General features: G+C 37.2%; 8 protein-coding genes. 3 read left to right on the forward strand and 5 right to left on the reverse strand.

Going from position 1 to position 12989, the window contains the following annotated elements:
* Positions 1–22 precede the first annotated feature (22 nt).
* From B5X51_RS07940 to B5X51_RS07960, 5 genes are all read right to left on the reverse strand, one after another.
* Positions 23–487, reverse strand: coding sequence for a cupin domain-containing protein (locus B5X51_RS07940; protein ID WP_079720613.1), 465 nt, complete (start codon positions 485–487; stop codon positions 23–25).
* A gap of 213 nt (positions 488–700) precedes the next feature.
* Entirely contained in the window at positions 701–4174 is a 3474-nt protein-coding gene (locus tag B5X51_RS07945) for an efflux RND transporter permease subunit (protein ID WP_079720614.1), read from the reverse strand.
* 6 nt (positions 4175–4180) lie between these two features.
* Positions 4181–5356 carry an efflux RND transporter periplasmic adaptor subunit gene (locus tag B5X51_RS07950; protein WP_079720761.1) on the reverse strand — a complete coding sequence of 392 codons (1176 nt, stop codon included), beginning with the start codon at positions 5354–5356 and terminating at the stop codon, positions 4181–4183.
* Positions 5357–5378: 22 nt separating this feature from the next.
* Positions 5379–6734, reverse strand: a complete 1356-nt coding sequence (locus B5X51_RS07955; RefSeq protein ID WP_079720615.1) for a TolC family protein — start codon at positions 6732–6734, stop codon at positions 5379–5381.
* On the reverse strand, positions 6724–7341 hold the full coding sequence (locus B5X51_RS07960) for a TetR/AcrR family transcriptional regulator (protein WP_079720616.1): 618 nt from the start codon (positions 7339–7341) through the stop codon (positions 6724–6726). The genes B5X51_RS07955 and B5X51_RS07960 overlap by 11 nt, the downstream gene beginning before the upstream one ends.
* Positions 7342–7483: 142 nt before the next feature.
* Between B5X51_RS07960 and B5X51_RS07965 the strand changes: the two genes are divergently transcribed.
* The 3 genes from B5X51_RS07965 (at position 7484) to odhB (ending at position 12771) form a co-directional block, all read left to right on the forward strand.
* On the forward strand, positions 7484–8458 hold the full coding sequence (locus B5X51_RS07965; RefSeq protein ID WP_079720762.1) for a polyprenyl synthetase family protein: 975 nt from the start codon (positions 7484–7486) through the stop codon (positions 8456–8458).
* Between the two features lie 215 nt (positions 8459–8673).
* Positions 8674–11442, forward strand: coding sequence for a 2-oxoglutarate dehydrogenase E1 component (locus B5X51_RS07970; RefSeq protein ID WP_079720617.1), 2769 nt, complete (start codon positions 8674–8676; stop codon positions 11440–11442).
* A gap of 63 nt (positions 11443–11505) precedes the next feature.
* Positions 11506–12771 carry a 2-oxoglutarate dehydrogenase complex dihydrolipoyllysine-residue succinyltransferase gene (odhB, locus tag B5X51_RS07975; RefSeq protein ID WP_079720618.1) on the forward strand — a complete coding sequence of 422 codons (1266 nt, stop codon included), beginning with the start codon at positions 11506–11508 and terminating at the stop codon, positions 12769–12771.
* Positions 12772–12989 lie beyond the last annotated feature (218 nt).

Genomic DNA, 12989 nt, shown 5'->3' on the forward strand with positions numbered 1-12989 from the left:
TTTGTTTTAAGATTACAGTGTTTTAATCTTCCTCTACTGGCATCACATCTATTGGTTCTTCAAAAGCGATAAAAAGAACGCAGGGAGAATCTCCGCATTTGGCAGAATGTGGCTTACCGGCCGGGCCGTAGGCATAAGTGCCTTCTTTTAAAGTTTGAGATTGCTCACCTTCATAAGTCACTACTAATTCACCAGAGATAAGGACCATTCTTTCTGCCGAGTTATGGGTGTGTGCCGGGATAAAAGAGTTCGCTGGAACTTTAAAAAAAATGTCGGCATTCTTTTCGGCTGGATTGCCGTGGAGTACTGCAATATAACAACCTTCTGGCATAAAATGGGGGCAGGGACCCCACTCCAAATTTGAATCACTTTTTGAGAATGAAATTGAATTTTCATAGGTTTCCTGTGCAAAAATTCCGCAGGTAAAGAAGAATATTAGTAAAAAGGAAATTTTTTTTAATGCGATAAACTGATGTTGTAATTTCATGATTTCCACTTGTGTTTAATAAGGCTTATTATAAAATGTTTAATCTATTAAGCTAATTCAATTAAACGGAAAATGAAATAGGGGTATTTCTGTAAAAAGCCAAATGGAGTTATTTTTCTTTCAAAGCAGGATTCTTTTAGCGGTAGATTTTTGATTCTTTTAGTTTGTGAAAATTCATAAAAAAACCCGAAGTAGCACTTCGGGTTTTAAAAATTAAGCTTTCGCTTCCAGTTTTCTTTGTTTTCGCTCTTTGCGTTTGTCGGCGGTTTTTACCTTGGCTCTATTAACCAGGTAAAACATCACCGGTACTACAACCAGCGTAAGGAAGGTAGCAAACACCAGCCCGAAGATCACAGTCCAGGCCAATGGCCCCCAGAAGACAACGTTGTCACCGCCAATAAATATTTTTGGATCGTAGTCTATAAACAAACTAAAGAAATCTATATTCAATCCTACCGCTAGTGGAATTAAACCCAGTACTGTAGTAATTGCCGTAAGTAATACTGGTCTTAACCTGGATTTCCCACCCCTAACAATACAATCAAAATACTGTTCACGGGTAAGCAATTCTTCGTCATCTATATTGAATTCCCGTTTTTTACGATCTATAAGGATCTGGGTGTAATCAACCAGAACGATGGCGTTATTTACCACAATTCCAGCCAGAGAAATTATCCCCATCATCGTCATAATAATAATGAAATCCATCTGGAAGATGATCAAGCCAAGGAAAACTCCCACCAAACTCAATACTACTGCCATTACAATGATAATTGGTTTTGACAGGGAATTAAATTGTGCAACAAGAATAAGCAAGATACCGCCCATAGCGATTAATAAAGCTTTTAATAGAAAAGCCATATTTTCTTCCTGTTCTTCCTGTTCCCCAGTAAATTCTAAAGTAATATCCTTTGGAAGATCGTAACTTCTTAGTGCTGTTTTTAACTGGCCTACAATCTCATTACCATTGTAATCCTGAAGCACGTTAGAGTAGAGGGTAATTACCCTTTTTAGATCTTTTCTTTTAATGGAACTAAAAGAAGAGGAAGATTCTGTAGTTACCAAAGATGAAATTGGCACCTGAATTATTTCGCCTGTGTTCTGGTCTTTGAAAGTGACCGGCTGATTGAATAGTACATTTTCATTATAGCGATATTCATCGGCAAATCTCACGTTTATTTCGTAATCATCGTCACCGTCTTTATAGGTAGAAACTTCTTCCCCGTAGATCGCTCTACGCAAAGTTTGACCTACCTGTGAGGTAGAAACTCCAAGTTGCCCTGCTTTTCTTCGGTCTACTTCTACGCTTAATTCGGGTTTAGATTTGTTTACATCTATTTTAAGCTCTTCAATCCCGGCTATACTAAGGTCATTAATATAAGTTCGCAGATCTTCGGCTTCCTGTAGCATCTGCTCGTAATCCTCACCTTTTAGTTCCATATTTATTGGATAACCTGTGGGTGGGCCGGCAGCATCTTTTTCAACAACAATTGAAGCACCCGGGAACCCCTGTACTGCTTCCCTAACTTCAGATAAAACTTCACTACTGCTCACGCCTCGCCTTTCGGTGAACTCGCGCATAGAGAGTGTAACCTTGGCTTTGTGTGGCATTTCATTTTGTTGTCCCCCATCGGTCTGAGGGTTCCCAGCGCCTTCTCCAACCTGTGAAATAGCCGACTCTACCATAAAGTTAAAGCCGTCTTCATCTTCATATTGCTCTATAGCTTCAAAGATGCGCTGCTCAACTTTTTTAGTAAGCTCGTTGGTTTTATGAATATCGGTACCTTGTGGATATTCAATATAGGTGATTACCTGGTTAGGTTCGTTTTCAGGGAAGAACAAGACTTTTGGTTGTACCAGTCCAATTAATACAAAAGAAAGGAATAGTAAGAGTAAAGTTCCGAAGAAAACTAAATAGGCTTTTTTTCCGCGTAGCGAAAACTTAAGTGTTTTTTCGTATATATTTTCCATCCATTTAAGGGCGGTATATTGAAAGTAATCTACACCTTTTGAAATAAAATATTTATAGGCCCAAAGCAAGATAGCCGCGAGGAGTAATATATTTCCGAAGGCTCTAAGTGCACCGGCGTCAATTACAAATCCTATAATTAGCAATAATGCCCCAAAACCTCCAAGAATAGAACTTACTCTAATAAGTTTTTTCTTAGTGAATTCGCCTTCTTCTGTTTTCATAAACTGGGAAGTAAGCATCGAGTTGACGATCAAGGCTACAAAAAGAGAAGAACCTAAAACTATAGAAAGTGTAATAGGGAAAATAACCATAAAACTTCCTATAATTCCCGGCCAGAGTCCCAGTGGAAAAAATGCTGCTAAAGTAGTTGCTGTTGAGGCTATAATTGGCCATGCAATTTCGCCTAGACCTTGCTTGGCTGCCTGTTTTCTAGGCATCCCTTCGTCCATTAATGTATAGACGTTCTCTACCACTACAATTCCGTTATCTACAAGCATTCCAAGACCCATTACCAGGGCAAAAAGCACCATAGTGTTTAGGGTGTATCCCATACTGGACAGGATAATGTAAGAAAGAAACATAGATAGAGGAATAGCAATACCTACAAACAACGCGTTTCTAAACCCAAGGAAGAACATTAAGACCAAAACAACCAGGATTACCCCAAAAATGATGTTGTTCACCAAATCGTCTACCTGGCTTTTAGTGTTGGTAGAAAGATCGTTGGTAATGCTTACTCCCAGGCTTTCAGGAAGATATTCTTCCTGTTCTTTTTTTACAATTTCTTTAATCTGGTCTACAGCTTCGATCATATTCTTACCGGCACGTTTTTTTACGTCCAGCATCACTACCGGTTTCCCATATTCCCGAGCAAAAGTAGTAGCATCTTTTTCCCTGAAATTGATATCAGCAATGTCTTTAAGGAAGATATTACCGCCATCGGTTTTCACCACAACGTTTTGAAGTTCTTTAGGATCTTCAATTTCCCCAACAATTCTTATGTTTTTCTGAACCCCGCTGGTAATCACATTTCCACCAGAAATTGTTCTGTTTTCAGCACTAACCGCGTTTACAATATCTGAGAAACTAACCTTTGAGGCTGTCATCTTATAGATATCTACCGCGATCTCAACCTCCATTTCTTCAGCACCACGAATACTCGCTTCTTTTATCTGCGGAAGCAGCTCAATGCGTTCCTGAAGATATTCGGCATATTCCTTTAATTGCTGAACGGTATAATCTCCCGTGAGGTTAATGTTTAGAATAGGCATTTCTTCTGAAATATTAAGGTCGAATACATTAGGTTCTACCTTGGCACCGTTATCTAAAGTAGGCCAGGTAGTTTCGGCTTTTACCATATCTACCTTGTCTTTTACTTTTATCTTGGCACTTTCAATTTCAACATCTTCTTCAAACTCTACAATTACCAGCGAATAATCCTGAAATGTGGAAGAAGAAATTTCTTTTACACCGGCAACATCGTTAAATTCTTCCTCCAGAGGTTCGGTGATGAATTTCTCAACATCTTCGGCCGAGTTTCCGGGGTTTATAGAGCTTACGTAAATCTTTGTCTCTACAACCTCAGGAAAAGTTTCCCTTGGCATATTGTAGTAAGACATGAGTCCACCAATCATGATAATGGCGATAATTACATATACCGTCATTTTATTATTAATGGCCCAGGACGAAAGCTTAAATTCTTTATCTAAATTCATTGTAGCTTAATTTCTTATTTTAACTTCCTGACCATCTCTAAGGTTTTTAGCACCTTCTACGATCAGTGTTTTTCCGGTTTCCAGCCCGCTGGTTATTTCTATTTTGTTATTGTAGGTATAACCTGTTTTTACTATTTGCCTTTTAGCAATACCTATATTGTCTTCTCCATTTTCTTTTTCCTGAAGAATAAACACTACACTTTCGCCCTGCGCATTTTTAAGCAAAGCATTCTCTGGAATAATTACCGCGTTTTCTGCTGTATAATCATTGAGTTTAAGGGTAGCAATTTGGTTAGGTTTTAGCATTCCGTTTTCGTTAGGAACGGCAACCTGGATGCTAAAAGAACGGTTGTTAGGGTTAATGGTATTTCCAACTCTTTTTACTTCTCCTTCAAATTCACGGTCTAAAGAGCTAATTTCCACAAGTACTTCTGTGCCCTTGCTTATTTTGTTTAAATAGCCTTCTGGTACGTCAGCTTCTACATACATATTTTTAAGGCTCACTAAACGAAATAATTGACTTTGCCCAGGGTTTACTACTTCACCTTCTTCGGTAAGAACTTCATCTATAATTCCGCTAAAAGGCGCTCTTATAATGGTTTTGTCTAATTGAGATTTTAACCTGTTTACCGAATTCTGCATTGCCTCGTAATTGGTTTTGGCTTCTAAATATTGCATCTCAGAACCAATATTTTGTTCCCATAAACGCTTTTGGCGTTCAAAAGTAGTTTTAGCCAGGGTAGCCTGAGTTTCTAATTGAGCCAATTCGCTCGAAAGTCCGCCGTCATCAATTTTAGCTAGCAGCTGTCCTTTATTAACCTGATCTCCTTCTTTTACGCGCAAGTCCTGAAGAATTCCAGAGAATTCAGCGTAAACCACGATGTTTTCATCTGTGGCTATATCTCCCTGTACCTCGGCATAATGCTTAAATAGGGTGTCACTTATCTCTTGAGTCATTACCAGGTCTAAACGCCTGGTTTTGTCTAATCTATTTATTGCCTGATCCAGCTTATCCAGCTTTTGAGTAAGGTCACTTTGCTCTTTGCTTAATTCTGTCTTTTTGGCTCTAATTTCTTCAAGGTTTTCGCTTTCTATAAGTTCTTCTATAGATTTTCCTTCCTCATTATTTCCACACGAAAGCAATAATAGCGGAATAGTTAATAAAACAGCTAACTTTTTCATTGTTGTTATTTGATGGGTGTATTTAATCTTCATTGTTATATTTTCTGGTGTCCAACAGGTTTTCTAATTCTACTTTAGCAGTTATTACCTCCAGCATAGATTGTAAAAAATCTTGTTGAGCCTGGTAAAGTTGGCGTTGGGCTTCGCTTAGCTCAAAACTGCTGGCAATTCCTTCAAAAAACTTTATTTGATTTTTGTTTTCTATCCTTTCTGAGAGTTCAAGGTTTTTCTTTTGATTTTGATAATTCTCAAGGCTAAATTCATAATCGCTTTTAGCCGAATTTATTTGGCGTTTTACTTCATTTTCGGTTTGTTCCAGTTCTACCATTGCCTGCTCATAGGCAATTTGTTTTTGTTGAGTTCTGGAGCTTCTCATACCGCTACTAAAAATGGGAATGTTTAAGCTTACGCCTAAAATAGATTGTCCAAAATATTCCTGATCTTCATTAAGAAAGGTGAATTCCTGGCTGAAGCCCTGCACGCCATAATTTAGAAATCCGGTTAAGGAGGGGAGTGCTTTAGATTTTTCCAGTTTTACTTCAATTTCACGAGATTCTGCCGTATTAGCTGCAATGCGATAATCTATATTTTCTTCTACCGGGATTTCTTTTTGTAAGAGTTCCAGGTCAAAATATTCCATTGCCAGGTTGTCTAATTCTTCGGTTAAACTCACTGGTATTTCTACAGGAATTCCCAGCGTTAGATTAAACATTTCGTAAGCGATGTTGCGCATACGTTTGCTTCGGCTTAAGTTATTTTTTAAGTTAAGCAAGGTTATTTCAAGCTGTTCTACATCTTCTTGTTCTGCAAGTCCGTTTTTATAGATCTCGTTGGTTTCATTGTAGTTCTTCTGAACGTTTTCCACGTTTTTCTGAAGAATAGCTACGTTTTCTTCCGCGAGTAACACATTCCCGTAGGCATTAATAACTGCTTTCTTAATTTCCAGATTGGTTTTTGTCTTTGCATTCTCAGAAATTTGAAGCAAAGTTCTAGCCGATTGGATACCTACTATATAAGAACCGTCAAAAATTAATTGATTCCAGGTAGCTGTGGCATTCATATTTTGTTCCGTTCCAAAAGTAACCGGGGTAAAGGTGCCTGGTTCACCGCCGGTAATTTCTGCAGGAAGTAAAGTAACCGGTTGTTTAAGGTAATTCTGATAATCTGCCGAAGCACTTATTTGTGGTAATCCCTGGGCAATAATTTCCCATTTTTGCTTGAGCGCAATTTCAATATCTTTTTGTGCATTTACCGAAGAATAATTGTTCTCCAGTCCAAATTTAATAGCTTCTTCCATAGAGAAACTATAATTCTGAGGCGCATCCTGGGCTATACTGCTTATAGAAATCAGTAAAATTAACAGGTATCTAAATTTCATTTTTTTCTTTATTCTTTATTAATAGTTCTTCTAAAAGTTTTATTCCTTTTGGGGTACAAATTGCCCTCAAGTGATATTCTAATAAATAATCCATGAGTTTATTATTGCTATAATCTTCTTCTGGAAATAAGCTTTTGTCTTTAACACCTAACAGTCCCGCAAAATAAAGTCTGCTTACAAAAGAAATTGGAATGTTAGAACGGTAATGCCCTGTTTTAATACCGCGTTCCAGGTTTTCTATAATAGAACACTGTGCGATTTCAAACTTTTTGTTACTAACCTTGTTGTAGATCTCGGGATAATATTTTTTAAGTTGAAATTGAGGTGATGTTTTTTCATTTTTAAGCATACGTCGTACATATACTTTCACCTCAAAATTTTCTACAATAGGGTTTAAATTTTTGGCACGTAAATTTGCTATGCCTGTATTTAACTCTTCCATTAAATGCCAAACACTTGCCTCAATAAGCTTAGATTTGGTGCCGTAATGTGCATAGATGGTTTTTTTTGATATGCCCATTTCTTCGGCAATATCATCCATCGTTACACTTTTAAAGCCAAGTTTTAAAAAGAGATCATTAGCTGTTTTTTGAATTGCTTCTTTCACTTAGGGTTTATTAATTTTTGCGCAAAATTAAGCAAGGGAAACTTATAAAACAAGAGTAGTTTCCAAAGTTTAGGATAATTTAACTTGCTTAACGAATTTGAAATACCTTCAATTATGTATTTTAGCCGGAAAAATTTTTGGTATGAAGTCTATTTCTCAATACAGAGAAGCTTTTCAGGAATATTTAGATCTTAAAGTACAGATAAAAGAGCCTCGAAACCTTTACGATCCTATGCGCTACATTCTTGAACTTGGAGGGAAACGTTTAAGGCCAGTATTGGTGCTTATGTCTACTGAAATTTTTGAAGCCGATTATAGGAAATCTCTGGATGCCGCTCTTGCTATAGAGATATTTCATAATTTCTCTTTAGTTCATGACGATATTATGGATGATGCACCTTTAAGACGGGGAAAAGAGACTGTGCACGAGCGCTGGGATGTTAATACCGGGATTTTATCTGGTGATGCCATGTTGATAAATGCTTATCAGCTTTTTGAAAGTTACGACAGTGATACCTTTAAAGAACTGGCAAAATTGTTTACTAAAACTGCAATCCAGGTTTGTGAAGGCCAGCAATATGATATAGACTTTGAGTCTCGTGACGATGTTGTTATTGAGGATTATCTTAAAATGATAGAGTATAAAACAGCCGTACTAGTTGGGGCTTCTTTGCAAATGGGTGCAATTGTGGCAAACACCTCTACACAATGTAAAGAAGCGGTGTATGAATTTGGACGCTTATTAGGAATTGCTTTCCAACTTCAAGATGATTATTTAGACGCATTTGGAGATCCTGAGACTTTTGGTAAGCAGCCCGGGGGAGATATTATTGAAAACAAGAAGACTTTTCTTTATTTGAAATCCCTGGAGACTTCCGGTAAAAGTGAGGCGCGCCAATTAGAGCATTTATATACCATAAGTCCTGCTGAAACTTCCGGTAAAATTGAAGCAGTAAAAACCCTTTTTGAAAATAGTGGTGCTGCGGCTTTAACAAAACTTGAAATAGAAAAATATACGGAGAAGGCTTTTAGAGTACTTGATGAAATTGAAATTTCTGAGGAGAAAAAGCGTCCGTTAAGGCAATTTGGAGAAATGCTAATGAATCGTACAGTCTAATTTTTTAAAAGATTGAGATTAAGAGATTCTTAATATTTAAGGGCTTATACCTGTAGATTTATAAGCAATACACATTTTTAGCTGCTTCCTGAAGTTTTTACTATGTTAAACTTCTTATAATTCATAGGATAATTCTATGGTTTACTACAGGCTCTTTTTTTTAAAATTGTATTTTTGCTTAGTTTTACACTTAAAAGAAACATTAGTTTCAAACTATGGATAGATTTTCATTTCTAAATGCTGCACATACAGCATATTTTGCCGAACTTTACGATCAATATCTTCAGTACCCCGATAGTGTAGAGCCCAGTTGGAGGGCTTTTTTTCAAGGTTTTGACTTTGGAATGCAACAAAACGGTGTTTCTGCAGAAAACATGCAAGAGGCTCCTGTAAACTTTCAGGAAGGAGAAATTCCAGAGCACGTAGTGAAGGAGTTTAGAGTGATACGTCTTATAGACGGTTACCGAACTCGCGGGCACTTATTTACAAAAACAAACCCGGTTAGGGAACGTCGCAAATACCGTCCAACCCTGGATATTGATAATTTTGGGCTGGAAGAAGGTGACCTTGATACAAAATTTAACGCAGGGGATATGCTGGGTATGGGCCCAAGCAGTCTTCGCGATATCATAGCCCATCTTGAAAAAATTTACTGTGAATCTATCGGGATTGAGTATATGTTTATTCGGAAACCGGAAGAGATTAAATGGATTCAGGATAAATTAAATAAAAACGAAAATCATCCCAACTTTAATGATGAGGAAAAGAAGAAAATCCTGAAAAAATTAAATCAGGCAGTTTCTTTTGAATCATTTTTACATAGAAAATATGTAGGGCAAAAGCGTTTCTCACTAGAAGGTGGCGAAAGCTTAATTCCTGCTTTAGATGTACTTATTGAGAAAGCATCAGACTATGGTGTGAGAGATTTTGTAATGGGTATGGCTCATAGAGGGAGATTAAATACTCTTACCAATATCTTTGGAAAAAGTGCAAAAGATATTTTTAGCGAGTTTGACGGGAAAGATTACGAACAGGATATTTTTGATGGAGATGTAAAATATCATCTTGGATGGACTTCTTGCCGACTTACCGATAATGGAAAAGGAATAAATATAAATATTGCCCCAAACCCCTCTCACCTGGAAACAGTTGGCCCGGTGGTGCAGGGAATATCTAGAGCTAAGCAAGACAGGCACTACGGTGGTGACAATATGAAGGTATTGCCTATTTTGGTGCATGGAGATGCCGCTATTGCAGGGCAGGGCGTTGTTTATGAGCTGGTACAAATGGCTCAGCTAGAAGGCTACGAAACCGGGGGGACAATACATATTGTAGTAAACAACCAGATAGGTTTTACTACAAATTATTTAGATGCCCGTTCTTCAACATATTGTACAGATGTAGGGAAAGTAACACATTCTCCCGTTTTACATGTAAATGCAGATGATGTTGAAGCGGTAGTACACGCAGTGTTATTTGCGCTAGATTTTAGAATGAAATTTAAGCGTGATGTGTTTATAGATTTATTGGGTTACAGAAAATATGGCCACAATGAAGGGGATGAACCCAAATTTACGCAACCTAAATTGTATAAAGCTATCTCCAAACATGAAAATGCCCGAGATATTTATGCTAAAAAATTAAAGGAAGCCAATGTAATTGATGGTGATTACCTCACAAAGCTTGAAGAGGAATATAAAGCAGATCTTGAAGAAAACCTTGAAGATTCTAAAAAGGAAAAAACCACAAGAATCACCCCGTTTATGCATGATGAATGGGAGGGTTTTGACAATGTCTTTGAAGACGAAATGATCAAAGATATAGATACCACTTATAAAATAGAAGATCTGGATCTGGTTGCCGATGCTATTTCTAAATTACCGGAGGATAAAAAGTTTATGCGTAAGGTAAGAAAGATTGTAGAGCTACGTAATAAGCAATATTTTGAAGACAATAGGTTAGATTGGGCTATGGGAGAGCATTTGGCCTATGGTTCGCTTTTAAAAGAAGGTTTTAATATCAGAATTAGTGGTCAGGATAGCGAAAGAGGAACTTTTTCCCACCGCCACGCGATAGTTAAAGTAGAGGATAGTGAAGAAGAAATTATCTTACATAATAATATAGAGGGTAGGGATGGCGATTTCTTTGTGTATAACTCTCCGCTTTCAGAATATGGTGTTATGGGCTTTGACTACGGTTATGCCATGGCAAGTCCTAAAACATTAACTATTTGGGAGGCTCAGTTTGGAGACTTTGTAAATGGCGCACAAATAATGATAGATCAGTATATTTCTGCTGCAGAAGATAAGTGGAAATTGCAAAACGGTTTAGTACTTTTCTTACCTCATGGTTATGAAGGTCAGGGAGCAGAACACTCTTCGGCGAGAATGGAGCGTTTTCTTCAGCTTTGTGCTAAAGATAATATGTATGTGGCAGATGTAACTACGCCTGCTAATATGTTTCATATTTTACGTAGGCAGATGAAAGCCGGGTTTAGAAAACCTTTAGTGATCTTTACGCCAAAAAGTTTATTAAGACATTCTAAAGTAATTTCAACAAAAGAAGATTTCTCTAACGGAAGCTTCCAACCGTTGCTTGACGATCCAAAGGCAAAAGCTAAAGATGTAAAAACCTTAGTGTTCTGTACCGGTAAATTTTACTACGATTTATTAGAATTTAAAGAAGAGAACGATCGTGATGATGTAGCGTTGGTGCGTGTGGAACAATTGTTTCCGCTACCTTCGGAAAAAATGAAAAAAGCGATCAAAAAATATAAAAATGCAGATGATGTAGTTTGGGCTCAGGAAGAACCTAGAAATATGGGGGCTTACGGCCATATGTTACTGCATTTTGATGAAGCTAAAAACTTTAGGGTTTGTAGCAGGAAATTCTATGGTTCTCCGGCTGCCGGAAGTTCTGTAAGATTTAAGAAGCGTCACGAAAAGGTGATTGCAAGTGTTTTTGATAAAACAGTAGAAAATTAATAAATTATAAATAACGAATTCAATGTTTTCGCCTGGCGGAAACTTTAAATAAAAATAAAAATCATGGCCTTAGAAATGAAAGTTCCTTCTCCGGGAGAATCTATTACCGAAGTTGAAATAGCCGAGTGGTTAGTTGAAGATGGAGACTATGTAGAAAAAGATCAGGCAATTGCCGAAGTAGATAGCGATAAAGCTACTCTGGAGCTTCCGGCTGAAGCTAGCGGGATTATTACGCTTAAAGCAGAAGAAGGTGATGCTGTGGCCGTAGGTGAGGTGGTTTGTCTTATTGATACCGAAGCAGAAAAGCCGGGTGGAGATGACGATAAAAAAGAGTCCAAAGATAAAGAAGAAGATTCTTCAGATAAAAAGGAAAAAGAAGATAAGGATAAGGCAGAGGCTAAAACCGAAGAGCCTTCTAAATCTTCAACACCTTCGCAAAAACAAGATTCTCACGCAAAAGGAAGTCCTTCTCCTGCAGCAAAAAAGATCCTTGATGAAAAAGGAATTGATAAGAAAAATGTAGAAGGTAGCGGCAAAGACGGTCGTATCACTAAAGAAGATGCAGTACAGGCAAAAGCTTCTATGGGTAGCCCGGGTAAAGGAAAACGTGGGGAGTCTACCAAGAAAATGTCTATGCTTCGTAGAAAAGTAGCCTCTCGTTTGGTTTCAGTTAAAAATGATACCGCAATGCTTACTACTTTTAACGAAGTAGATATGCAGCCTGTCTTCAATTTAAGAAAAAAGTTTAAAGAAGAGTTTAAAGAGAAGCACGGTGTAAGTCTAGGTTTTATGTCTTTCTTTACGCTTGCAGTGGTAAGAGCCTTAAAGCAGTTTCCAGATGTGAACTCCATGATAGATGGCGATCATCAAATAAAATTTGATTATCAGGATATCAGTATTGCAGTTTCAGGACCAAAAGGTTTAATGGTGCCTGTAATTAGAAATGCTGAAAACTTAAGCTTTAGAGGTGTTGAAGATGAGGTTAAGCGCCTTGCTTTAAAAGCTCGCGATGGTAAAATCACTGTAGATGAAATGACCGGTGGTACTTTTACTATTACTAATGGTGGAGTTTTTGGTTCTATGCTTTCTACTCCAATTATTAATCCTCCACAAAGTGCAATTTTAGGGATGCATAATATTGTAGAGCGCCCTGTTGCTATAGACGGGCATGTAGAGATTCGTCCTATTATGTATTTAGCGCTTTCTTACGACCATAGAATTATTGATGGTAAAGAATCTGTAGGTTTCCTTGTTGCGATCAAAGAAGCTGTAGAAAATCCAGAAGAATTATTGATGGATAACGATGTAAAAAGAGCTCTTGAGCTTTAATAAAAGATAATGATTAATAAAAAAGGGTAGCTAATTAGCTACCCTTTTTTGATCATATAAACAACAAATTAAAATAATAATAAATTGAGTATGTTCAAAGATAAAACGCATACCACAAAAATCCCTAATAAGATATATAGGAAATTATGCTGAAATTTATTTTTTGACACACTAGACATTCTTCTAACATTAATTACCTCAAATTTAGAAAGTATACA

It is taken from the genome of Salegentibacter holothuriorum, from assembly GCF_900168045.1.
GTDB classification, from domain to species: Bacteria; Bacteroidota; Bacteroidia; order Flavobacteriales; family Flavobacteriaceae; genus Salegentibacter; species Salegentibacter holothuriorum.

Excerpts from the sequence above, each read along its gene's own strand:
- B5X51_RS07955 (WP_079720615.1), bottom strand. The coding sequence starts at position 6,734 with ATGAAATTTAGATACCTGTTAATTTTACTGATTTCTATAAGCAGTATA.
- B5X51_RS07965 (WP_079720762.1), top strand. The coding sequence starts at position 7,484 with ATGAAGTCTATTTCTCAATACAGAGAAGCTTTTCAGGAATATTTAGAT.
- odhB (WP_079720618.1), top strand. The coding sequence starts at position 11,506 with ATGGCCTTAGAAATGAAAGTTCCTTCTCCGGGAGAATCTATTACCGAA.
- B5X51_RS07950 (WP_079720761.1), bottom strand. The coding sequence starts at position 5,356 with ATGAAAAAGTTAGCTGTTTTATTAACTATTCCGCTATTATTGCTTTCG.
- B5X51_RS07940 (WP_079720613.1), bottom strand. The coding sequence starts at position 487 with ATGAAATTACAACATCAGTTTATCGCATTAAAAAAAATTTCCTTTTTA.
- B5X51_RS07970 (WP_079720617.1), top strand. The coding sequence starts at position 8,674 with ATGGATAGATTTTCATTTCTAAATGCTGCACATACAGCATATTTTGCC.
- B5X51_RS07945 (WP_079720614.1), bottom strand. The coding sequence starts at position 4,174 with ATGAATTTAGATAAAGAATTTAAGCTTTCGTCCTGGGCCATTAATAAT.